The organism is Streptomyces clavuligerus (assembly GCF_005519465.1).
Taxonomy (GTDB): domain Bacteria; phylum Actinomycetota; class Actinomycetes; order Streptomycetales; family Streptomycetaceae; genus Streptomyces; species Streptomyces clavuligerus.
Window position 1 is genome coordinate 1,423,869 of record NZ_CP027859.1, and the last position, 22,916, is coordinate 1,446,784.

The window sequence follows — 22,916 nt, forward strand, 5'->3', positions numbered from 1 at the left end:
ACCAGTGAGAACGAAGGAACCCCAGGTTTTGTGCGAGATCACTGGGGATCATGGGGGATCGGTGACGGGCCCAGGGAATGGGAGATCGGCTCTGTGCAGAATCCGCCGGGCATTCTACGATGAGCCGCGCCGGATCGGGAAGCGACCAGAGAGCGAGCCTGGATCATGTCCCAGTACATGGACTTCTTCGCACGACTTGCGCATGAATCCGCGGACCGGAAAAGAGAGTTTCTGGAGCTGGGCCGGATCGCGGGCCGCTTTCCCGCGGCCACTACCGCGGAGAACGGCGAGATCGCCGTCTGGTGCAGCAATGACTATCTGGGTATGGGGCAGCATCCCGCTGTTCTGGAGGCGATGCACCGGGCGGTCGACGAATACGGTGCCGGATCGGGTGGTTCACGGAACATCGGCGGAACACATCACCACCATGTCCTTCTGGAGCGGGAACTCGCCGATCTCCATGGAAAGGAGGAGGCACTGCTCTTCACCTCCGGATACTCCGCCAATGAGGGCTCTCTTTCCGTGCTCGCGGGCCGGATCGACGGCTGCGAGGTCTTCTCCGATCAGGGGAATCACGCCTCCATCATCGACGGCCTGCGGCACAGCGGGGCCCGCAAGCACATCTTCCGGCACAATGACCGCGCCCATCTGGAGGAGTTGCTCGCGGCGGCCGACCCGGACGTCCCCAAGCTGATCGTCACCGAGTCGGTCCACTCCATGGGGGGCGATATCGCGCCACTCGCCGAGCTCGCCGACCTCGCCAAGCGGTACGGGGCGGTGACCTTCCTGGACGAGGTGCACGCGGTGGGGATGTACGGTCCGCAGGGCGCGGGCATCGCCGCCCGCGAGGGGTTGGCCTCCTCGTTCACGGTGATCATGGGGACGCTGGCCAAGGGGTTCGGGATGACGGGCGGCTATGTCGCCGGTCCCGCGGTGCTGATCGACGCGATCCGGGCGCACGCCCGCTCCTTCGTCTTCACCACGGCGCTGCCGCCGTCCGTCGCGGCGGGCGCGCTGGCGGCGGTGCGGCATCTGCGCGGCTCGGAGGAGGAACGCCGTCGGCTGACCGCGAACGCCTCGCTCCTCCACGGGCTGTTGCGGGAGCGCTCGCTGCCGTTCCTCTCGGACCAGTCGCACATCGTCTCGGCGCTGGTCGGGGACGAGCGGCGGGCGAAGGGGATGTCCCGGCTGCTGCTGGAGCGGTACGGGATCTATGTGCAGGCGGTCGACGCGCCGAGTGTGCGGGTCGGCGAGGAGATCCTGCGGATCGCGCCCTCCGCGGTGCACCGGCCGGAGGAGGTGCGGGAGTTCGCCGCGGCGCTGGACACCGTCTGGACCGGGCTGGACGGGCCCCGGACGACCGCCGCCGTGTGATCCCGGGCCGTCGCCGCGTGATCCCGGGCCCGTCGTCCTGACGCGCCCCGGGCCGTCCTGATGTGCCCCCGGGGCCCGGCCGTTTCGGCCGTCCCGGGTCAGCCGGTCCAGATCCGGCGCATCTCGGGCGAGGCGGACAGCACCTCCTCCAGGGTGCCCGCCGCCTCGACCCTGCCGTCCTTGAGGACCACCACCCGGGCGGCGGCGCGCAGCAGCGCGGGCCGGTGCGAGACGGCGAGGACGGTGGGGCCGCGGGCCAGCAGCCGCTGCCACAGCAGCCGTTCGGTGTCCGGGTCCAGCGCGCTGGAGACATCGTCGAGGACGAGGAGTTCCGGGTCGCGGGCGAGCATCCGGGCGATGGCGGCGCGCTGGAGCTGCCCGCCGGAGAGCCGTAGCCCGCGCGGTCCGACGACGGTGTCCGCGCCCTCCTCCAGGGTGGCCAGATCGGGCCCGAGCACCGCCGTGTCGACGGCCGGTCCGAAGGCCGCCCCGTCCGCCCCGAGCAGGATGTTCTCCCGGAGGGTGCCGCTGAACAGCCGGGGTGCCTGGGGGGTGTGGCCGCAGCGGGGGGCGACCAGGAAGGCGGCGGGGTCGGCGACCGGCTCCCCATTCCACAGGATCTCGCCCCGTTCCCGGGGCAGCAGCCCCAGCACCGCCCGCAGCAGCGTGGTCTTGCCGGAACCGATCCCTCCGGTGATGACGGTGACGGAGTGGCGGACGACGGTGAGATCGATGTCCTCGACGCCGTGGCCGCCGCCGGGGTGCCGGGCTGTCAGCCCGCGCACGGTCAGTTCCCGCAGCGCACCGGCCGCATCCGCCCTCGCGGGTGCGGCGGGTGCGGCGGGTGGGTCCAGGCGGTGGCGGAGCCGGCCGCCGAAGAAGCCGCCGACCCGTTCGAGCGCCACCGACACCCGCTGGAACCGCACCGACAGAATGCCGATGGAGGCCAGCGCCTCGGTGAGGAGCTGGAGATAGAGAGTGAACAGCGCGAGGTCACCGACGGTGAAGGAGCCCTCCCGGGACCCGGTCGCGGTCAGCAGCAGCACCAGACCCACCCCGATCGGGGCGGCGTTGCCGAGCACGGTGCGCTGGAGGCTCGCGTACAGCTCCTCCCGGACGGCGGCCCGCGCGCGGGCCTCGTTCAACCGGACGACATGCGCGGACACATGCCGTTCGGCGGCGGCTGCCTGCACCGCCGCCACGGAGCCGATCGCCTCCCGCAGCGCCCCGGCGACGGAGGCGGAGGCGGTGCGGGTGGCCCTGCGGTGGGCGAGGAAGCGGCCGTGCAGCGCCCCGGTCGCCGCCGTCACCGCGATGAGCAGTGCCAACAGCGCCAGGGTGACCGTCGGATCGATCCTGATCATGATGGTGACCGAGGCGAGTACGAAGATCCAGTGGGCGAGGTTGGTCGGGGACCAGGCGGCGAAGAAGCCCGTCTCGTCGACGTCCTCGCCCACGGTGCGCAGTGCCTCGCCGGGTGCGGTGCGGGAGGTCGCGCCGGGCCGCCGCAGCGCGGAGGCGAGCAGGGCGCGGCGCATCCGGCCGGTGGTGTCGTACTGGAGGGCCGGTTCCAGCCGGGCCGCCATCAGCCCGAACTGAAGGCAGAGCCGGGCCGCCTCGACGGCGGCGACCCAGGCGATCAGCGACCACAGCAGCCGGTCGCCGCCGCTGCCGCCGCCCAGTTGGTCGAAGAGGCGCTGGAAGACCAGGCCGAGGGCGAGGGTCCCGGCGCGGACCAGGACCCACAGCGCGGTGAGGCCCCAGTACGCGGCGCGGCGGCCGTGCAGCACGGCGCCGAGCGCGGCGACGGTGGCGCGCACCCCGCCCCCGCCGTCGGCGTGCGTTCCCCTGCCGTCGGCACCGCCCCCGCCGTCCGCACGCGTGCCCCTGCCGTCGTCCGCGCGCTTCCCGCCGCCGTCCGCGCCCGTTTCCGCGCCGTTGTCGGCGTGCTTTCCCCCGCCGTTGGCACCGCGCTTCCCGCCGTCGTCCGCGTGCCTCTCCCCGCCGTCGGCGCGCTTTTCGTCGCCGTCGGCACGCGTGCTCCCGTCGCCGTCCGCGTGCTTTCCTCCGCCGTCCCCATCCATGCCCCTGTGCTTCCCGTCGCTGTCGCCGTCGCCGTCGCCGTCGGCCTCCGTCGCCGTCCGCGCGCCTCCGTCGCCGTCGGCTCCTGACGAGGCCCCCGCCGGGGCGCTCACCGGGTTCCTCCGCCGGGTGCGAGCAGCGCGTGGAAGCGGGAGCCCGGGTCCGCCGCGAGCCGTTCGCGCGGGCCGTCCTCGACGACGCGCCCCGCGTCCAGCACCACGATCCGGTCGACCTGGCGCAGGGTGTGCGGCCGGTGCTGGACCACGAGGGCGGTCCGGCCGCGCAGCAGCCGTTCCAGCGCGGGTTCCAGCAGGGCCTCGGTGTGCGGGTCGAGCCGGGCGGTCGGCTCGTCCAGCAGGACGACGGCCGGGTCGCGCAGGAAGACCCGGGCCAGCGCGAGGAGCTGCTCCTGCCCGCCGGACATGCCCCGGGCCCCGTCGGCGGTGCCGAGCGGGGTGTCCAGGCCGTCGGGGAGCCCGCGGCGCCAGTCGTCCAGGCCCGCCTGTTCCAGGGCGGCGAGCAGCCGCCGGTCGGGGACGGAACGGTCGAAGAAGGCGAGGTTGTCGCGGAGGCTGGCGTGGAAGATCTGGACCTCCTGGGTGACCAGGGCGACCCGGGCGCGCAGGTCCGCCGGGTCCAGCTCCCCGACCTCCCGGCCGCCGACGGTCACCGAGCCGCGCCCCGGGTGCTGGAGCCCGAACACCAGCCGGACCAGCGTGGACTTGCCGCAGCCGGTGCGGCCGACCACCCCCACCCGTTCACCGGGCCCCACCCGCAGACTCACCCCGCGCAGCACCGGCTCGCCCGGTTCGTACTGGAAGGAGACGGCCGTGAGACCGACCCCGAGGGGGCCGTCCGGCAGGGGCGCGGAGCGGGCGCGCGCGGGGGTGCCGGGGTCGCCGGGGGCGCCGAGCAGCTCGGCGACGCGCCCCGCGCTCACCACCGCCTGCTCCAGATCGTGGAACCGGGTGGAGAGGGTGAGCAGCGGGCGCCGCAGGAGCAGCGCGTACGAGAGGGTGGCGAACGCGGTCCCGGTGGAGAGCCGCCCGGCGGAGTGCAGCCAGACGCTGACCGCGAGGGCGAGGACGACGCTGAGCGCGGAGAGCGCCTGGACGGTGGCGGGCCAGCGGACGGAGACCCGGGCGGCGGCGCGGGCCCGCCCGCCGAGGTCCGCGAGCCGCAGCTCCAGGGCGCCGAGGGTGTGCGCGGTCGCGCCGTTCACGCGCAGCTCCTCGGCTCCGGCGAGCCGTTCCTCCAGGAAGCCGAGGAGATCGGCGGCGCTGCGCTGACGCGCCGTGACCAGCGGCAGGGAGCGCCCGGCGAGCCGGTGCAGCAGGACGACGGTGGCCAGCGCGAACGGGGCGAAGACCAGCCCGATCCGCCAGTCGAAGAGGAAGAGCGCGACCAGGACGCCGAGGACGAGGGCGAGATGGGCCAGTACCTCCAGCACGAGGGCGGACATCACCCCGGCGAGCCGGGTCACGTCCCCGTCGATCCGTTCGACCAGCTCTCCAGGGGGATGCTCCTGGTAGAAGCGGGCGGGGCGGCGCAGACAGCGGTCGACCAGCTCGGCGCGGAGGCGGTCGGTGCCGCGCCAGGCGAGCCGTACGGCGACCGCGTCGCCGCCGACGACCACGGCCATCTGTCCGGCCGCCGAGGCGAGATACCACAGGGCGATACCGGTCAGCGCGGCGGACGAGCCGTGGTGCAGGGTCGAGTCCACGAAGCGGCGCAGCAGTTGGGGGGCGGCGAGCTGAAGGGCGACACCCGCGGGAATCAGCAGGGCGAGCAGGGTCACGGCACGGCGCTCGCCCCTCAGATAACGGGTGAGTCCGGCCAGTTGCCACAAGGGACCGAAGGCCAACGGCTCCCCTCCCCGTTCGTGATCCGCGGCGGAAGCCGTCAGCATAAAGAGGCCGCGGGATTTTGGGAATGGGGCTGAGCGGCCCCGGCGAAGGCACCGAAGATCATTTCTCGGAGGCGCCGAGCGGTCGGCGGCCGGTCGACAGATGAACCATTGCTGCGGATTCCCGGCGCTGTTAGACTCCCGGCGTCTTGGGGGCCCTTCCCCTGCCGTCACGGTGAATTCCACCCGGCGGATACACCTCTCGCAGCCGCTCCTACCAGGTTTCGCCCGGCCCCGTATCTGTGTTCCCCGCGTAATAACGGCGCGGTGGCCGACCGTTCCGCCCGGCGCACTCCGGCGCCGATCGGAGGCGATTCCGGAGCGCAACTCCGCACAGCGCGTCCACCGCAGCGAACGGCGTCATGTGAACGGTTCAGCGAACGGCTTCATGCGAACGGCCCCATGCCCAGGTGAAAGGGGCGTACGTACAGGAAGGGCCGCACCCGAAGGCCGGACATGAACGGGCCGCACCTGAAGGGCCCGACGTGAACGGCCTCACCCGGAAACGAACAGGAACGAGCAAGGGGGATTCCCATGTCGGGCCACATCGATGTCCCGGGAAGAAGCGCACCGAGCGGAAATACTCCGGGAGGAAGCGGAAAAGCCGTGGTCACAGGTGCGGCCGGATTCATCGGATGCCATCTCGTCACCGCTTTGCGCGACGGTGGAACGGATGTTGTCGGAATTGATCGCCGGGACACCTGGGAGGACGGGGAGACCGAGCGGGCCGGGGACCGGGGCTCCCTGCGCGCCGTCCACGGCGATCTGGTCTCACTGGAGCTGGAACCGCTGCTCAGCGGCGTCGGCACCGTCTTCCACCTCGCCGCGCTGCCCGGGGTCCGCCCCTCCTGGACGCGCTTCCCCGAGTATCTGCACTGCAATGTGCTCGCCACCCAGCGGCTGATGGACGCCTGTGCCCGGACGGGGGTGCGACGGGTCGTCGTCGCCTCCTCCTCCAGCGTCTACGGAGGTCCCGGCGAATCCGGCACCATGAGCGAGGACCAGGTGCCCTCGCCGCTCTCCCCGTACGGGGTGACCAAACTCGCGGCCGAGCGGCTGGCGCTCGCCTTCGCCGCCCGCGACGACATCTCCCTCGACGTCCGGGCCCTGCGCTTCTTCACCGTGTACGGCCCCGGCCAGCGGCCCGACATGCTCATCACCCGGATGATCCGGGCGGCACTGGAGGGCGCCCCGCTCGCCATCCACGGCGACGGCACCCAGATACGGGACTTCGTCCATGTCTCCGACGTGGTCCGCGCCCTCACCCTCGCGGGCGCCGTCGACGGCCCGGCCGCCGCCAGCCCGTACGGCGGCGGCAGCGGGGGCGGCAGCGGCGAGGTGCTGAACATCGGAACCGGGAACTCCGTCTCCGTCAACGAGGTGCTGGCCCTCACCGCCGAGCTGACCGGACGCACACCGGACGCCCGGTACGGCCCGGCCCGCGCGGGCGACGCGGCGGCCACCGCCGCCGACACCGGGCGCGCCCGCGAACGGCTCGGCTTCACCGCCGCCGTGGACATCCGCACGGGGCTCGCGGGCCAGATCGAGTGGGCCCGGCACACCCCCGCCCCCGCACCGCCCGCACCGTCCGCCCCGTCCGCCGCGGGCGTGCGGACGACGGCCGGAGCCTGACGGCATGTGCGGCTTCGTGGGCTTCAGCGACCCCGGCGGGCCGGACGGCCCCGCGCGGACGACGGCCGGCCGGATGCTCGCCGCCCTCGCCCACCGGGGACCCGACGGCACCGGCTGGTGCCGCCACGCGGGCCTGACCCTCGCCCACTGCGCCCTCACCTTCGTCGACCCCGAAGGAGCGGGCCAGCCCTTCCGCTCCGCCAGCGGCGCCGTCTCCCTCGTCCTCAACGGCGAGCTGTACAACCACGGCGAACTCCGCCGCGAACTCGCCGCCACCGGCTTCGTCCCCCGTACCGGAAGCGACACCGAAGTCCTGACGGAGCTGTACGAGCGGCACGGCACCGCCGTCCTCGAACGGGTGCGCGGCATGTACGCGTTCGCCGCGCACGACGCCCGCACCGGCGCCACCGTGCTCGCCCGCGACCCGCTCGGGAAGAAACCGCTCTACTACGCGCGGATTCCCGGCGGCATCGCCTTCGCCTCGGAACTCACCGCCCTGCTGTGCCACCCCGAGGTGTCCCCGGCCCCCGACACCGACGCCCTCGCCGACTATCTGGTGCTCCGCGCCTTCCCCGCGCCCAAGTCGGCCTGCGCCCAGGTCCGCAAGGTACGCCCCGGCGCGTTCGTCCGGTACGCGGACGGGTCGCTCACCGAGACCGAGCACTGGCGGCCCCGCGTCGGACCCGCCCCCGGCGCACGGACACCCCGGGCCGGGGAGGCCGCCGAACGCTTCGAGGAACTGCTGCGCGCCGCCGTCGCCCGCCGCGTCACCAGCACCGGGCGGCGGCTCGGGGTCCTGCTCAGCGGCGGACTCGACTCCAGCGTCGTCGCCGCGCTCGCCCAGGAACTCTCCCCGGGACGCCCCGTGCCCACGTTCAGCGCCGGATTCGAGGACACCGACTTCGACGAGACCCCGCACGCCCGCGCCGTCGCCCGGCACCTGGGCACCGAACACCACGTGGTGCGGATCGGCGGCGCCGAACTGGCCGCCGTCGTGGAACAGGAGTACGCCCACGCCGACGAACCCCTCGCCGACCCGTCGCTGCTGCCGACCCGGCTGGTCTGCCGCGCCGCCCGGGAACGGGTCCGCGGGGTGCTCACCGGTGACGGGGCCGACGAACTCCTCCTCGGCTACCGCTACTTCCAGGCCGAACGGACCATCGACGCCCTGCTGCGCCACATCCCCGCGCCGCGCCTGGCCGCCGCCGCGACGCTCACCGCCCGTGCCCTGCCCGTCCGCTCCGGCAACCTGCCCGCCGCACAGGCGCTGCGGCGGCTCGCCCAAGGGCTCGGCGCCGCGCCCGAACACCGCTTCCACCTGGCGAACGCGCCCTTCGCCCCGGCCGCCCTGGCCACGGTGCTCGGGCCCGCCGCGCGCGGGGCACTCGACGGACACCGCCCCTTCGCGGAGATCGCCCGGCTGCTGACCGCCCAGCCCGGTCCGCTCAGCGGGCTCCAACGGGCCCAGCTCGCCGTCGTCGCCCACTTCCTGCGCGACGTCATCCTCACCAAGGCCGACCGGGGCGGCATGCGCAGCGCGCTGGAGCTGCGCTCCCCCTTCCTCGACGTGGACCTGGTGGAGTACGGCAACAGCCTGCCGGAAGGGCTCAAACTGCGCGGGCTCACCGGGAAGTACCTGCTGCGCCGCATCGCCGCGCCCTGGCTGCCCCGCCGCACGGTCCGCCGCACCAAACTGGGCTTCCGCGCACCGCTGGCCCGGCTGCTGCGGGAGGAGCTGCGCCCGCTGCTGCTGGACACCCTCGCCGCCCCGGCGCTGGAGCGCGGCGGCCTCCTCGACCCGGCCGCCGTGCGCGCTCTCACCGACGACCACCTCTCCGGGCGCCGCGACACCTCCCGCGCCCTGTGGGCGCTGCTGACCTACCAGCTCTGGTACGAGGGGCCGGGCCGGGGCGCCCGTCCGGCCCGGCCCCTGCCCCTCGCCCTCCCGGAGGAGATCCACCGTGCCCCCTGAACCCCGTATCCAGGTCCTCTCCCCGCGCACCTGGGGCAAGTTCGGCAACTACCTCGCGGCGACGAGCTTCTCCCGGGTCCTGCGGGAGCGGGTGGCCGCCGAGGTCGCGCTGGGCGAGGCCGAACCCCTGGTGCCGCTGCTCGGCGAGGCGGGCGCGGAGATCCGGGTGATCTCGGAGGAGAGCCCCGACCTCGCCACCCGCAACGCCCGCTACCGGGGACTCATGGAACGGCTCCAGGAGCGTTTCCCGCAGGGGTTCGAGGAGGACCCCACCCCGGCGCAGGCGGCCGTGCTCAGCGGGCTGACCGCGCATCTGCGGGAGACCTCCCCGGACGTCGTCGTCGGCACCAAGGGGTTCCTGGCCCGGCTGTGCGTGGCGGCGGTACGGCTCGCGGGCACCCCCACCAAGGTGGTCAGCCAGGTGACCAACCCGGGGCTGCTCCAGATCCCGCTGCACCGCAGCCGCTTCCCCGACCTCACCCTGGTGGGCTTCGAGTGGGCCGCGCGCCGCCTCCTCGCCGACGAGGGCGGCGACCCCGCGCGCGTCCGGGTGGTGGGGCCGCTGGTCGCCCAGCACGACCTGCGCGAGTTCATGACCGGCCCGGCAGCCACGGCGGACACCGCGCCCGGTACCGCCTCCGGGGCCGCGCCCTGGGGAGCGGACGACGACGACCCCGACCGCCCCCGGCTGATCGTCTTCTGCAACCGGGGCGGCGAGGTGTATCTGCGCCTCCTGGAACGCATCGCCGCCGACCACCCCTCGGTGGACCTGGTCTTCGTCGGCTACGACGACCCCGGGCTGGCCCGCCGGGCGGCGGGCTCGGCGGGACGGCAGCGGCACTGGCGCTTCCACAGCAGGCTCACCCAGACCGAGTACTTCGACTACATCGACCGCGCCGCGCGCTCGGCCCATGGCCTCCTCGTCTCCAAGGCCGGCCCCAACACCACACTGGAGGCGGCCTACTTCGGCATCCCGGTACTGATGCTGGAGTCCGGACTGCCGATGGAGGAATGGGTCCCCGGCCTGATCCACGAACACGCCCTCGGCCGCGCCTGCTCCGCCCCGGACGAGCTGCTGCGCACCGCGGACGACTGGCTCTCCCGCCCCGAGTCCATCGCCCGCCACAAGAAGTCCGCGATCGGCTTCGCGAGCCGCGTACTCGACCAGGACACGGTGGCGACCCGCATCGGCGCGGCGGTGGGCTCCCTGCTGGAGGAACGATGACGACGCGGGGCGCCTGGCGGGGAGCGGTGGCGGTGTGTCCGCCCGCCGCCGGGGGCGCGGTGTCGGCCCGTCCGTCCGCCAGGGTCGGGGTGTCGGGCCGGGCTTCCGTGGGAGGCGTGGTGACGGAACGTCGGTCCGCCGGGGGAATGGGGACAGCGCGTTTCCCCGCTGGGTACGCGGTGGCGGTGTGCCTGGCCGCCGGAGGTGTGACGGTGTCCCGTTTCCCCGGTGGGGGAGGGGTGGTGGCGCGTCCGTCCGCCAGGGGTTACGGGGGCACGGCGCCGACGCGGCCCCCCGGTGGCGGCGGCGGTGCGGCGGCCGGGCGGCTGCGCGGCCGACGGGTGGGGGCGGGCGTTCCTCCGGCAGGTCGGCTTTCCGGCGGGGAGACCGGCGCGGCACCCGCCCCGCCGGGTTTGCGTGCCGCGAGCGGAACCGTTCCACGGTCGGAGGCATGGTGAGCGCCCCGGTCACCGCCCCCGGGCGGCCCGGGACGGACGGAGGCGCGGGCCCGGCGCCCGTGTTGCGGCTGTGGCGGACGTCCGGCGGGGTACGGGCCGAGGGGGCCGTGGCGGCCACCCTCGGGCATCCGCTCGGCGACCCGGAGGGCGCGAAGATCCCCGAGGGGATCTTCGCCCGGTGGCGCTGGGACGGGGCCCGGCTCCACGTCCGCACCGACCGGTACGGGATGTGTCCGCTCTTCTACCGCGCCGGGGCGGACCGGTTCGCCCTCTCCCCGGACCTGCGCGCCCTGCTGGCCCCCGGCGAACCCGCCGAGCTGGACCACGACGCCCTCGCCGTCTTCGTCCGCCTCGGCTTCTTCCTCGCCGAGGACACCTGCTTCGCCCAGATCCGCGCCCTGCCCCCGGCCGCCACCCTGACCTGGACCGCCGCCGGGGGAACGCGCCTGACCAGCGGATGGCGTCCGCCGCCCGGCCCCGCCGCCATGGACCGGGAGCGGGCCGTGGACGGCTTCGTCGAGCTGTTCCGGGAGGCGGTGGCCCGGCGGCTGCCCGAGCAGCCGTACGTCCTGCCGCTCAGCGGCGGCCGGGACTCCCGGCACATCCTGCTGGAGCTGCACCGCCAGGGCGCCTCGCCCCGGCTCTGCCTGAGCGGGGCGAAGTTCCCGCCCGACCCGGGCGCCGACGCGCGCGTCGCCGCCGAACTCGCCGGACGGCTCGGCCTGCCGCACCGCACCCTCACCCCGCGCCGCTCCCAGTTCCGCGCCGAACTGACCGCGAACACCGCGCAGAGCATGACCACCCTCGACGGCGCCTGGGCGCTCCCGGTACTGGCCCATCTGCGCCGCCACACCCCCCTCACCTACGACGGCATCGGCGGCGGGGAACTCGCCCAGAACCCCAGCATCGGCCTGATCCGCGAACTCTCCGCGGCCCGCCCCGCCCCGCCCGAGCTGGCCGCACGGCTGCTGCGCGAGGCAGGGCGCACCGGGCGCCACGCCGAGCGGCTGCTCGGCCCCCGCCTCGGCCGGCTGTGGAGCGCCGAACGGGCCAGGGACCGGCTCGTCACCGAGCTGGCCCGGCATGAACACGCGGCCTTCCCGCTCGGCTCGTTCTTCTTCTGGAACCGCACCCGCCGGTCCATCGCGATGGCCCCCTACGCCCTCGCCTCCGGCACCGCCGTCCACGCCCCCTACCTCGACCACGCCCTCTTCGACCACCTCACGACCGTTCCGCACCGGTTTCTCCTCGACGGCGACCTCCACGACCGGGCGCTGCACCGGGCCTTCCCCGAGCACGCCGGGCTCGGCTTCGCCGCCGCCGTCCCCGGTCGGCAGGGCGCCGCCCTGGCCCGCCACCGGCTGGCGTTCCTCACCCGGCTGCTCGGCCACGCCCTGCTCACCGAACCGCGCTGGCTGCGCGCGGGCGACGGGCTGCTCGGCCGGCTGCTGGCCGCCGGGCGCGGCCCCGGCGCCCCGGCCCGGGTGAGCAGGCTGCTGCCGCTCGCCCTCTATCTCCTCCAACTGGAGTCCCTGGCCGCGGGCACGGGCCCCGGCAGCCGCCGCTGACCCCGCCCGCGTACCCCGTCGCACCACCCCGAAGGAGGGAACACCATGCGGAAGTCACTGCCCGTCATCAGCACCGCCCCGGCGGGCACCGGAGGCTGCGGGACCGCCGTCGCCGCCCCGGCCCGCACATCCGGACTGCCCCGCTGGAAACAGCGCAAGCTGCGGATCGCACTCGTCCGCCACCACGACCTCTGCCTCAACACCCGGCAGATCAGCCAGATCCAGCGGCGCGCGGGCGTCCTGCCGCACCTGGGGCTCGGCTATATCCACACCGCGCTGAAGACCGCCGGATTCCACCATGTCATCCAGGTCGACACCCCCGCGCTCGGGCTGGACAGCGAGGGGCTGCGCGAACTCCTCGCCGACTTCGGGCCCGACCTGGTCGGGGTGAGCACCACGACCCCCGGGCTGCCGGGTGCGGTGGAGGCGTGCCGGGCCGCCAAGAGCACCGGCGCCAAGGTGATCCTCGGCGGCCCGCACACCGAGGTCTACGCCCGGGAGAACCTCTACCACGACTGCATCGACTACGTGGGCGTGGGCGAGGGCATCACGATCATGCCGGAGCTGGCCGAGGCCCTGGAGCAGGGGGAGAAACCGGAGGGCATCCGGGGCCTGGTGACCCGGGACCACGACGGCGGGGCCGCCCCGATGGTCAATCTGGAGGAGGTCGGCTGGCCCGAACGCGGCGGCCTGCCGATGAACAGCTACTACTCCATCATGGCGCCCCGCCCCTTCGCGACGATGATCTCCAGCCGGGGCTGCCCCTTCAAATGCAGCTTCTGCTTCAAACAGGCCGTGGACAAGAAGTCCATGTACCGCACCCCCGAGGACGTCGTCGGGGAGATGACGGAGCTCCAGAAACGGTGGGGGGTGAAGGAGATCATGTTCTACGACGACGTCTTCACCCTGCACCGGGGCCGGGTCCGGGAGATCTGCGCGCTGATCAACGAGAGGGGGCTGAAGGTCCGCTGGGAGGCCCCCACCCGCGTCGACCTCGTCCCCGAGAAACTGCTGGAGGCGATGGCGGGCGCGGGCTGTGTCCGGCTGCGGTTCGGGATCGAGCACGGCGACCCGGAGATCCTGGCCCGGATGCGCAAGGAGAGCGACATCGGCAAGATCGAACGGGCCGTCACCTCCGCCCACGAGGCCGGGATCAAGGGCTTCGGCTACTTCATCGTCGGCTGGCTGGACGAGAGCCGGGAACAGTTCCGCCGCACCCTCGACCTGGCCTGCCGCATCCCCCTCGACTACGCCAGCTTCTACACCGCGACCCCGCTGCCGGGGACCCCCCTGCACACCGAGTCGGTGGCCGCCGGACGCATCCCCGCCGACTACTGGGACCGCTTCGTCCGGGGCGAGTTCGACGCCCGGATCGGCTATCTGGTGCCGGACGCCCAGCTCCGCGCCCAGATCGCCTACCGCCGCTTCTTCCTGCGCAAGGAGATGGTGAAACCGCTGGTGAGCCATATGGCGACCACCGGGCAGTGGCGCAACACCCTGGACGGGCTGCGCAGCCTCGCCCGCTCGACCTCCAACACCGACCGTGACTTCTGACCCCGCCCGCCCGGAGACCCCGGGCGGCTCGGCCCGGACCCCCGGCGGCCCGGGCCCGCTGTCCGGCACGGACACGGCTACGGCCAGAAGCACAGGCACAGGAACAGGTACGGGCACAGGAACCAGTACGGGCACGGGCACGGCTACGAGCACAGGCACGGGCCCAGGCACGGGCCCAGGCACGGGCACCGCCACCGCCGCCGTGCCGGAGCCGCTGCGCCCCGGCCCTCCCGTCCCCCTCAACACCCCCCTGGCCCCCGGCGCGCCCGAGCGCCGGCACGAGCCCTGGGCGGCCCGCACACTGCGCGCGGCCGTCGCCCGCGGCTTCGCCCCCGCGCCCTCGTGGTCGGTACCCGTGCGCCACCTCCTCCCGGACGGCTCCGTCACCGACACCGCCCACCGGGCCGCCCGCGCCCTGACGGCGGACCTCGCCACGCGGGGTGCCGCCCCGGGCCCGGCGCTGGTCCTCGTCGCGCCGACAGCCGTCGGCCGGGCCACCGCCGCCGAACAGCACGAACGGCTCGACGCACTGTTCGACCGGGTCGCCGAGACGACCGCCGTCCACCCCGGCGTCCCCGTCGTCCTCGCCGTCGGAATGCAGTGGACCGCACCCGAGGACGAACCCCGGGCCCGGGACCGGCTGCGCTCCCTGCTGGACCGGGCCGCCGCCCGGCTGCCCCAGGTCGCCCCGCTCGGCCTGTGGCTGCCCGGACCGGGCAAACCCCGCACCCTGAACGCCGCCGTCGCCGTCGCCGAGGCCCTCGGCGCGGCGGGCGTGGGCTGGGTCGACGACGACGTGACCCTCGACCCCGGCGCCCTGGCCCACCTCGTCACCGCCTTCCGCGAGGGCGGCTGCCGGGGCGCGGTCGGCGCCACCAAGGTCCCCCACACCAAGGAGTTCGCCACCTCCCGCACCCTGGCCCGCGCCAAGGAGATCACCGCCACCGCGACGGGCTACCCCCACGGCTGCTGCATCCTCGTCGGCACCGACGTCGTCGCGGGCGGACTGCCCGGCCGCTACCTCTCCGACGACGGCTACATCTGCTTCCGGCTGCTCGCCCCCGGGGAACCCGACCCCCTGGCCCGGCTGCGGCTCGTCCCGGACGCTATCTGCCACTACTACGTCGCCGGGCCCGCCGGGGAGACCCGCCGCCGCATCCGGCGGCTGCTCCTCAACCACCTCGTCGACCTCGGGGACTGGCCCCTGCCCGTCGCCCGCCACTACTTCCGCCACGTCCTCTTCGCCGGAGTCTGGCCGCTCACCGACTGGGACGGCTCCCGGGGCCGCCGCCTCGGCCTCCAGAAAGCCGCGCTGGGCTGGCTCTACCTGGGCTGGTTCACCAAGGTCGCCGCCGAACTGGGGCTGCGCGGAGTGCTGCGCCGTCCGCTGCGCCGGATCGAGTGGGCCCCGTACTCCTCCGTCCCCGCCCCGCGTCCCACCGCCCGACCGCGTCAGGAGTCCCCATGAACGTCCTGTCCCTCCACTCCGCAGGCCATGACACCGGCGTCGGGTACTTCGAGGACGGACGGCTGGTGTACGCCGTGGAGACCGAGCGGCTGACCCGGGTGAAACACGACCACCGGTCCGACCTGGCGCTCCACCATGTCCTGGCCCGGCCCGAGGTGGACCCCGCCCGGATCGAGCTGGTCGCGGTCAGCACCCCCGTCCGCGGGTCCCTGCTGCGCATTCCCGACCTGGACCGGGCGATGGAACGGATCGGCGCGGGGGCACCGCACCACCGCACCGTCTGCGAGCTGCTCGGCCGCCGGGTGGCGTGCGTCGTGGTCACCCACGAGGTGTCGCACGGCGCGCTGGCGGCCCACTACGCGGGCCACGCCGAGGGCACCACCGTCCTCGTCAACGAGGGACGGGGACAGATCACCCGCAGCTCCCTCTTCCAGGTGCGGGACGGCCGGCTGGAGTGGGTCGAGAAGGACCCCCTGCCCTGGTACGGCAACGGCTTCGGCTGGACCGCGATCGGCCATCTCTTCGGCCACGGGCTCGGCCCCAGCGTCGCGGGCAAGGTGATGGCGCTCGGCGGCTACGGCAGCCCCGACCCGCGGATCCGCGAGACCCTGCTCGCGGTCGATCCCCGCGTGATGCACGATCTGGAACTGGCCCGGCGGGTGCAGGAGGAACTCTCCGTCCGGCCCGAGTTCGCCCGCGACTTCGAGCGGATGGCGTCCGTCGTCGCCACCCATCAGGAACTCTTCACCGAGGCCGTGCACACGGTCCTCGACCGCCACGCGGTACGTACCGGCTCCGGGGTCGGCCCCATCGCCCTGGGCGGCGGCTGCGCCCTCAACATCGTCGCCAACTCGGTGCTGCGGCAGCGCTTCGGCCGCGACATCGCCGTCCCGCCCGCCTGCGGGGACGCGGGACACCTGGTGGGCGCCGGGATCTACGCCCTGAAATATCTGCACGGCGTGGACACCGCCCCGTTCGACGTCTGCGCCAACGGCGGCGGCGACAGCCGGGCCGCGGCCCTGGAGGCGCTCGCCGACGCGGGGCTGACCCCCCTGCCCTACGACGGGGACGCGGTCGCCCGCACACTCGCCGACGGCGGCGTCGTCGCCCATCTGGAAGGCCGGGCGGAACTGGGTCCGAGGGCGCTCGGCCACCGCTCGCTGCTCGGCAACCCGGCGGTGCCCGGGATGCGCAAGCGCATGAGCGAGGAGCTGAAGCAGCGGGAGTGGTACCGGCCGCTGGGGGCGATGATGCGGGCCGAGCGGTTCGCGGAGCTGTACCCGGGCGAACACCCCTCGCCGCACATGCTCTTCGAGTACCCGCTGCCGGAGGGCACGGCGCCCGAGGCCCGCCATGTGAACGGCACCTGCCGCATCCAGACCCTCGGCCCCGAGGAGCCCCGGCTGCACGCCCTGCTGACCGCGTTCGAAGCGCTCACCGGGGTCCCGGCGCTGATCAACACCTCGCTCAACGGGCCCGGCCGGGCCATCGCGCACACCGCGCGGGACGTGCTGGACGACTTCGCCCGTACCGGGGTCGACCTGTATGTCTTCGACGAGGTGATGGCCTACCGGGCGGGCGCGGAACGGGCCCGGTAGGCCATCACCCCGTTCAGAGCCCCAGCTCCGCGCGGAAACGGGGCAGCAGCCGGTGGAGCACGTCGTCGCGGTAGATCCCGGGAACGGGGACGAGCCCACGCGCCACCGGCTGCTCGTACGCCGCCCGCTCGGCGCGCGTGGTCAGCCGGTCCACCAGCCCGGTCAGCTCGTCCAGCGTGACCGCGCCGGTGAGCAGCAGATGGCCGATGTTCCCGGCCCGTTCGCCGTCGCGGTCGTAGTCGGTGAGGTCGTCCGCCAGGGTGATGAGGGTGCCGTACGCCTCGGCGAACTCCCGGGCCGGGCCGATGGAGCCGGGTCTTCGCCCGCAGAGCGCCGCGAGCGCCCCGTAGACGCCGAGGAAGGCGGCGCCGTACGTACTGGCGTTGGCGCACCACTCGTCCAGGTTCCTGGCCCGTTCCCGCTTGGTGCGTATCTGTCCGGTGCAGACCTGGGTGAAGTCGTGTTCCAGCAGGTCGACCACGGCCTGCGGGTCCCGGGACAGCGCGCACATCTCCCGCAGCGCGGTCAGATGGAGATGGAGGCAGAGGCAGGCGAGCTGGATGCGGTCGAGTCCGCTGTCGTCGTCCATCAGGTCGTCGAGCAGTTTCATGGCGACGATGTCCATGACGAGGGCGGAGGCCACCTCGGCGCGCAGCTCCGGCTCCCCTATCCACTCGGTGAGGAAGTGGGGCACCCGCAGATAGAGACGGATGGCGGCGACATGCGCGACCAGTTCGGGCGAGCCGCCGTTGGCGGCCACGAAGGCGGTGATCCGGTCCCGGTTGGCGGACTCGGTGCGCAGCATGCCCGCCTCGTACTCGGGGGAGAACGGTGAACTCATCGGCTCTCCTCCCGGCGGCGGCCCGGGTCGGCCAGCTCCTTCAGGGTGGTGCGCCAGTCGGGGTGTTCGAGCGCCCCGGCGAAGCCCACGCAGTCGGCGCCCGCCGCCAGATAGTCGTCGACCTGTTCACGGCGGTGGACATTGCCGCTGACGAAGAGGATCTGCCCGGGGCGCAGCCCGGCCCGGAAGCGGCGGATCACATCGAGGGGCACCCGGTCGTAGCGGGAGTAGAGATAGACCAGATGGAAGCCGAAGTCGCGGGCGACGGCGATATGGGTGTCGAGCCGGTTGCCGCCCGCCGGGCCCCGCGCACCCCGACTGTCCTCGGTGTTCTCGGTGTCCTCTATGTTCTCGGTGTTCACGGGGACGGTGCCGAGCAGATCGCCGGTCTTGTGGTCCTCGCCGAAGGTCAGGGCCACCGTCAGGAGCAGTTCGGGCCAGTCCTCGCGGTCCAGCCGCACGGGCAGGGCGAGCAGGGTCTCCAGATAGCTCTTCCACACGTAGTAGTCGTCCGTGGACCCGAGCAGGGCGGGCAGGACCACCGCGTCGGCCCCGGCCACCAGCGGGAAGCCGATCCCCTTGCGGGGCGGGAAGTGGAGCAGCAGCGGCAGCGAGGTGACCTGTTTGATGGCCGCGAGATACGGCTCCATCCGGTCCTCGAAGGCGGTGTAGTCGGTGCTGGCGAGCAGGATCGCGGGAAAGCCGAGGGCGTCCAGCGCCGCCGCTTTCTCCACCGCCTCGTGCTGCGGGATCTTGAAGGGGTCGATGATGTGCACCGGGCCGGGCGGATGCTCGCGCAGCCGGGCCAGGGTCTTCCCCGGGTGGAACACGGCCGGGGGCGGGGTGGTCTTCCTCGGTGTCCGGTGGGTCAGTTCGGGTACGGCGTTCACCAGCGTGTCCCCTCGGGGTCGGTGCTGCTGCCTTGCGCTGACACACCGCTGCGGCGCGGGCCCCGCCCGTCCGGTCACCGCGGGGCGTCCGGGAACGGCGGGGAACGGCCTGGTGGATGAACGGTGCCATGACAGTCCCCGGGGAATTCCCGCCCCGCACGGGGCGACCCGGGAATTCCCTCGCCGCTGTGGAAGTCCGCCCGGTCACCGAACGTGTCCCCGGATGTGTCCCGGCGTGTCCCCGGACGCGTCCCGGACCCCGACGGCGGAATTCCACGGCACTGAGCTGGACAATGGCCCGGCCATACGGCCGGAGGATCATCACCGTGCATCGTCCACTTACTCTCCCGCGCAGGAGAGAAGGCGGCACCGCGCGATGTCTTTCAGGGGCGAATAACATGCCCCGGGCTCACGAAAACCACACCTTACACGTGTTCGTTTCGGCGAGGTAGGGGCATCCGTCTCTGCTTTTCCGGCGCTTGACCGAGGAAAGTCCGCCCGCCTGGACGGCGGTAAAGGGCGCACGGGAAACGAGTCCGTGCGCCGTCTGTGTCCCCGCCGTTCCCACCGTTCTCGCCGTTCCCGCCCTTCGCCTCTTCCCCCCTCTTGATCTTCTTTCTCCTCCTGCCCTTCCTGCGCGTCCGTTTCACACGAACCGCAGATGGGGGCGGCGGCGCAGCCGGGCGGTCAGCACGGCCCCGCTCACGAGCACCAGCGCCCCGGCCGCCACGACGGCATGGACGGCGCCGGTCCCGAACGAGGCCGCCGCGGAGCCGTCGACGGCATAGGTGATGATCTCGCGGGTCGACCAGAAGGGCAGGGCGCGCGCCGCGTCCTTCTCCGGGTCCATGACCATCTGGGCGCCGATCACCGAGATGAGCAGCAGACTGCCCTCCAGGTCCCGGGGGACGGCGAGACCGAGCAGCATCCCGAGCGGCACCGCGATCAGCGCGGTCAGGGCGAACTGCGCCACCACCGCGGCCGTGCTGCGGACCTCCTGCCCCACCACGGTCAGCGTCGCGTACGCCCCGGCGATCACCAGTCCGGCCGTCAGGAGCGCCAGGAACCGGCCCAGATACAGATGGTGGGGGCGGAACCCGGAGAGGACGAGCCGGGCGTCGGCCTCACGGGCGCCGACGACGGAGAAGAGCGCGGCGGTGGAGACCGCGAAGCCGACGCCGAGGGCGGCGAACCGGATGGCCTGCCCGGTCTGGTCGAGCCGCCCCAGATAGAAGACGAGCGGCACCAGCAGCAGCAGCCCGAGCACACCCCGGCGGCGCGACAGCTCCCGCAGGGTCATCCCGGCGAGACACAGGGTCCGGTTCATCGCAGCGCCTCCGGGGAGCGGGCCGGACGGTCGTCGATGCCCCGGGCGCCGGGGCCGTCGCCCGCGCCGCGGTGGGGCCCGAGGTCCAGCACATGGTCCACCTGGTCGAGCTGATGGAGCATATGGGTGACCACGACCACCGCACGGCCCTCCGCCCGCCACTCCCAGACGTTCTTCCAGAAGTCGAGGTAGGAGCCCCGGTCGAAGCCCTGGTACGGCTCGTCGAGGAGGAGGACGTCGGGCTCGCCGAGGGCGGAGAGCACCACATTGAGCTTCTGGCGGGTGCCGCCGGAGAGGTCCTTGGTGAGGGTGGCGCGGTCGACCGTCCAGTCGAGCTTGGCGGCCAGCTCACGGCCCCGCCGGTCGGCCGCCCGGCCGCGCATGCCCCGGCCGGTGCCGAAGAGGCTGAAGTGCTCCCGGGGGGTGAGATACCCGAACACCCCCGCCTGCTGGGGGCAGTAGCCGAGCCGTCCGGCCACGGTGACCCGGCCCCGGTCCGGGGCGATCATGCCCGCGCATATCTTGAGCAGCGTGGACTTGCCCGCGCCATTGCCGCCGACGATGGCGGCCACCTCTCCGGCGCGGACGGTGAGTTCGACACCGTCGAGGACCCGGCGGCGGCCGAATCCCTTGCCGATCCCCTGGGCGTGCAGCAGCACACGTCCCGGGGAATCCCCTGGTAAGCCGCCTTCCCAGCGCTCATTGGCGCTCACCGGATAATTCATGTGCAGGACACCTTTCTGTTCCCGGACCGCGGATGACACCGCGGATGACACTGCGTATGACGCCGTGTGCGACACGGCCGACGGCCCCCGTCCGTCAGGGATTTTAGGCTCCGCGGAAGGGGTGCGGTAAATCCGCCCGGCCCGGACGCCCCTGCTTTCATACGAAATCCGGGTGGTTGGGACGCGGATACTCCCGTACGACCCCGGGTGCTCCGGCGGCGCCCACCGCCCACCGCTCCGGGTACCCGGGAATTCGCCGTGGCGGCACGGGTCTTGTGATCTACGAACGGCGGTGGTTAGCGTGACGCCGCCGTGGCCGACAGGGACGCGGTACGGACGGCGCGGACGGCACGGGCCGGGGGGAGGCGGAATGCGCGGGGCGGAACGCTCCTGGATACAGCGCGCGGTGGCACGCGGCTACGCGCCACCGCCCGAGCCGGAACTGCCGGTCACCGTGGTCGCCGCCGGGCCGGAGACCACCCTGCCCCCGACCGCGCGGCAGGTGCCGGGGGGCCGGCTGCCGCACGGCGGTCTCGGCGTGCTGCTGCCCACCTATGTGGGGCGCTGCCCGGCCGAGGCGCAGGAGACGGCCGTCCGGCACCTCCTGGAGGCACTCGGGCCGGTGCGGCGGGCTCATCCGGATCTGCCGCTTACCGTCTGGGTGGGCATGCAGTACGGGGCCGGGGAGCGGGAAGAGGCCGTCCGCAGGCTACGAAGGCTCACGGCGCTCCCGTTCGCCCCCGGTGCGGCTTGCGGCACTGCCTCCGACACCGCCTCCGGTGCGGCTCGCGGTCCGGCCTCCGCGTCCGGCGTGGCGTGCGGCCCGGCCTCCGGCGGGGTCCTTGGTCCGGCTTCCGATACCGCCTCTGGTCCGGCTTCCGCTTCCGGTCCGGCTTCCGTGCCCGGTGCGTCTTCTGACACTGCCTCCGGTGCGGCTTGGGGTGCGGCCTCCGCTTCCGACTCCGACGCGGCTTCCGGTGCGGTTCGCGGTCCGGCCTTCGCGTCCGGCGTGGCGTGCGGCACTGCCCCCGGTGCTGATTCCGGTGCCGCTTCCGGCAAGGCTTCTGACACCGCCTTCGGCGCGGCCTCTGGTCCGGCTTCCGCTTCCGGTCCGGCCTCCGGCACCGTCTCCCGCCCGGCCTCCGACACCACCTCCGGTGCGGCTGGCGGCCGGGCCCCCGGCGCTGCTTCCGACACCGCCTCCGGTGTGGCTTGGGGTGCGGCCTCCGACTCCGACGCGGCTTCCGACCCGGCCTCCGGCACCGTCTCCGGCCCGGCCTCCGACACGACCTCCGGTGCGGTTCGCGGTCCGGCCTCCGCGTCCGACGTGGCGTGTGGCACTGCCCCCGGCGCTGATTCTGGTGCCGCTTCCGGCATGGCTTCCGGTGCGGCCGGGCACCGGGCGGACGGCGCGGCCGGGCCCCCGGCGGACGGCGCGGTGAGGCTCCCGGCGGACGGTGCGGGCGACCCGCGCGCGGTGTCCGCGCCGTTCGCGCTGGTGGGGATCGCGCTGCCGGGGCCCGGCAAGCCCCGGACCATCAACGCGGCCCTGCGGCTCTCCGCCACCCTCGGCTACACCGGCTGGCTCTGGACCGACGACGACGTACGGTTCACCGAAGGATGTCTGGAGCGGCTGGTGACCCGTTTCCGCGCCCGCGGCTGCACCGGGGCGGTCGGCGCCGCCGTCGTCGCCCTGGCACGGGACACGCCCGCCGCGCGGACCATGGCGAAGGTCTCCTCGGTGACCCTGCCGCCCGGGGCCTGCCCGGTGGCCGCGTGCATGGTCGTCGCGACCGAGGTGATCGCCCCCGGCATCCCCGCGCGCCGGCTCGCCGACGACGGCCATGTCCTCTTCGAACTGCTCGACCCTGCCGCCCCGGACCCGCTGCACGCCCTGGAGGTGCTGCCGGACGCCCAGGGACTGGTGCACCGGCCGGGCCGGTCCCGGGACACCGTCCGCAGGCTGCGCCGCTCTCTCTACTCCCACGCGACCTGCATGGCGGACTATCCACGCCCGGTGGCGGCGCACTACTTCTCCCGCATCCTCTTCCACGGGCTGTGGCCGCTCGCGCCCTTCGACCACAGCCGGGGCACCCGCCGGGGACTGGTGCGCTGGGCGGTGAAGGCGGTCCACTTCGGCTGGTTCTGCCGGGTCGCGGCGGGACTCGCGCTCCGGGGCGCGGCCGGACGCCCGCTGCACACGGTGACCTGGGGCGACGAGGGGGACTTCCGCAGCCCCGTGGGCGGCACCGCCCCGGGGTGAGCGGGATCCGGGGCGGCGCGCCGCCCGGCGCGG

General features: G+C 73.9%; 15 protein-coding genes. 9 read left to right on the forward strand and 6 right to left on the reverse strand.

The window, feature by feature from the left end:
• The first annotated feature begins 165 nt into the window (after window positions 1–165).
• Complete coding sequence (gene hemA / locus CRV15_RS34300; RefSeq protein ID WP_003963595.1) at window positions 166–1,374, forward strand: 5-aminolevulinate synthase; 1,209 nt, start codon at window positions 166–168, stop codon at window positions 1,372–1,374.
• A 98-nt stretch (window positions 1,375–1,472) separates the two neighbouring features.
• Here the strand turns inward: hemA and CRV15_RS34305 are convergent, their stop codons facing one another.
• Both CRV15_RS34305 and CRV15_RS34310 read right to left on the reverse strand, forming a co-directional pair.
• Window positions 1,473–3,569: an ATP-binding cassette domain-containing protein gene (locus tag CRV15_RS34305; protein ID WP_003963596.1), complete on the reverse strand. Its 2,097-nt coding sequence runs from the start codon at window positions 3,567–3,569 to the stop codon at window positions 1,473–1,475.
• Complete coding sequence (locus CRV15_RS34310; RefSeq protein WP_009999566.1) at window positions 3,566–5,320, reverse strand: ABC transporter ATP-binding protein; 1,755 nt, start codon at window positions 5,318–5,320, stop codon at window positions 3,566–3,568. Before CRV15_RS34310 ends, CRV15_RS34305 begins: the two co-directional genes overlap by 4 nt.
• Before the next feature lie 648 nt (window positions 5,321–5,968).
• Here CRV15_RS34310 and CRV15_RS34315 point away from each other — a divergent pair.
• The 7 genes from CRV15_RS34315 (at window position 5,969) to CRV15_RS34345 (ending at window position 16,837) form a co-directional block, all read left to right on the forward strand.
• On the forward strand, window positions 5,969–6,994 hold the full coding sequence (locus CRV15_RS34315) for an NAD-dependent epimerase/dehydratase family protein (RefSeq protein ID WP_009999567.1): 1,026 nt from the start codon (window positions 5,969–5,971) through the stop codon (window positions 6,992–6,994).
• A gap of 4 nt (window positions 6,995–6,998) precedes the next feature.
• On the forward strand, window positions 6,999–8,966 hold the full coding sequence (gene asnB / locus CRV15_RS34320; protein WP_009999568.1) for an asparagine synthase (glutamine-hydrolyzing): 1,968 nt from the start codon (window positions 6,999–7,001) through the stop codon (window positions 8,964–8,966).
• A complete protein-coding gene (locus CRV15_RS34325) occupies window positions 8,956–10,191 on the forward strand; it encodes a glycosyltransferase family protein (RefSeq protein WP_003963600.1) in 1,236 nt (411 codons plus the stop codon). The genes asnB and CRV15_RS34325 overlap by 11 nt, the downstream gene beginning before the upstream one ends.
• A gap of 451 nt (window positions 10,192–10,642) precedes the next feature.
• Entirely contained in the window at window positions 10,643–12,217 is a 1,575-nt protein-coding gene (locus tag CRV15_RS34330; protein WP_003963601.1) for an asparagine synthetase B family protein, read from the forward strand.
• Between the two features lie 45 nt (window positions 12,218–12,262).
• Window positions 12,263–13,771, forward strand: a complete 1,509-nt coding sequence (locus CRV15_RS34335) for a B12-binding domain-containing radical SAM protein (protein WP_003963602.1) — start codon at window positions 12,263–12,265, stop codon at window positions 13,769–13,771.
• Window positions 13,772–13,973: 202 nt separating this feature from the next.
• Window positions 13,974–15,239: a glycosyltransferase family 2 protein gene (locus tag CRV15_RS34340; RefSeq protein WP_003958097.1), complete on the forward strand. Its 1,266-nt coding sequence runs from the start codon at window positions 13,974–13,976 to the stop codon at window positions 15,237–15,239.
• Entirely contained in the window at window positions 15,236–16,837 is a 1,602-nt protein-coding gene (locus CRV15_RS34345; protein WP_003958098.1) for a carbamoyltransferase C-terminal domain-containing protein, read from the forward strand. Before CRV15_RS34340 ends, CRV15_RS34345 begins: the two co-directional genes overlap by 4 nt.
• Before the next feature lie 13 nt (window positions 16,838–16,850).
• On the opposite strand, the gene CRV15_RS34350 is transcribed toward CRV15_RS34345, so the two are convergent.
• The 4 genes from CRV15_RS34350 to CRV15_RS34365 form a co-directional block, all read right to left on the reverse strand.
• Entirely contained in the window at window positions 16,851–17,678 is an 828-nt protein-coding gene (locus CRV15_RS34350) for a hypothetical protein (protein ID WP_003963603.1), read from the reverse strand.
• Window positions 17,675–18,568 (reverse strand): beta/alpha barrel domain-containing protein, encoded by an 894-nt coding sequence (locus CRV15_RS34355; protein WP_003963604.1) that lies wholly within the window; start codon window positions 18,566–18,568, stop codon window positions 17,675–17,677. Before CRV15_RS34355 ends, CRV15_RS34350 begins: the two co-directional genes overlap by 4 nt.
• 646 nt (window positions 18,569–19,214) lie before the next feature.
• Window positions 19,215–19,895, reverse strand: a complete 681-nt coding sequence (locus tag CRV15_RS34360) for a hypothetical protein (RefSeq protein WP_003958101.1) — start codon at window positions 19,893–19,895, stop codon at window positions 19,215–19,217.
• Window positions 19,892–20,620 (reverse strand): ATP-binding cassette domain-containing protein, encoded by a 729-nt coding sequence (locus tag CRV15_RS34365; RefSeq protein WP_003963605.1) that lies wholly within the window; start codon window positions 20,618–20,620, stop codon window positions 19,892–19,894. Before CRV15_RS34365 ends, CRV15_RS34360 begins: the two co-directional genes overlap by 4 nt.
• A 1,375-nt stretch (window positions 20,621–21,995) precedes the next feature.
• Between CRV15_RS34365 and CRV15_RS34370 the strand changes: the two genes are divergently transcribed.
• Complete coding sequence (locus CRV15_RS34370) at window positions 21,996–22,883, forward strand: hypothetical protein (RefSeq protein ID WP_009999573.1); 888 nt, start codon at window positions 21,996–21,998, stop codon at window positions 22,881–22,883.
• The last annotated feature ends 33 nt before the right edge of the window (window positions 22,884–22,916 follow it).

Bases quoted from the DNA above. Each gene is read 5' to 3' on its own strand.
- asnB (WP_009999568.1), top strand. From the start codon at position 6,999: ATGTGCGGCTTCGTGGGCTTCAGCGACCCCGGCGGGCCGGACGGCCCC.
- CRV15_RS34345 (WP_003958098.1), top strand. From the start codon at position 15,236: ATGAACGTCCTGTCCCTCCACTCCGCAGGCCATGACACCGGCGTCGGG.
- CRV15_RS34350 (WP_003963603.1), bottom strand. From the start codon at position 17,678: ATGAGTTCACCGTTCTCCCCCGAGTACGAGGCGGGCATGCTGCGCACC.
- CRV15_RS34370 (WP_009999573.1), top strand. From the start codon at position 21,996: ATGGCTTCCGGTGCGGCCGGGCACCGGGCGGACGGCGCGGCCGGGCCC.
- CRV15_RS34360 (WP_003958101.1), bottom strand. From the start codon at position 19,895: ATGAACCGGACCCTGTGTCTCGCCGGGATGACCCTGCGGGAGCTGTCG.
- hemA (WP_003963595.1), top strand. From the start codon at position 166: ATGTCCCAGTACATGGACTTCTTCGCACGACTTGCGCATGAATCCGCG.
- CRV15_RS34335 (WP_003963602.1), top strand. From the start codon at position 12,263: ATGCGGAAGTCACTGCCCGTCATCAGCACCGCCCCGGCGGGCACCGGA.
- CRV15_RS34365 (WP_003963605.1), bottom strand. From the start codon at position 20,620: ATGAATTATCCGGTGAGCGCCAATGAGCGCTGGGAAGGCGGCTTACCA.
- CRV15_RS34330 (WP_003963601.1), top strand. From the start codon at position 10,643: ATGGTGAGCGCCCCGGTCACCGCCCCCGGGCGGCCCGGGACGGACGGA.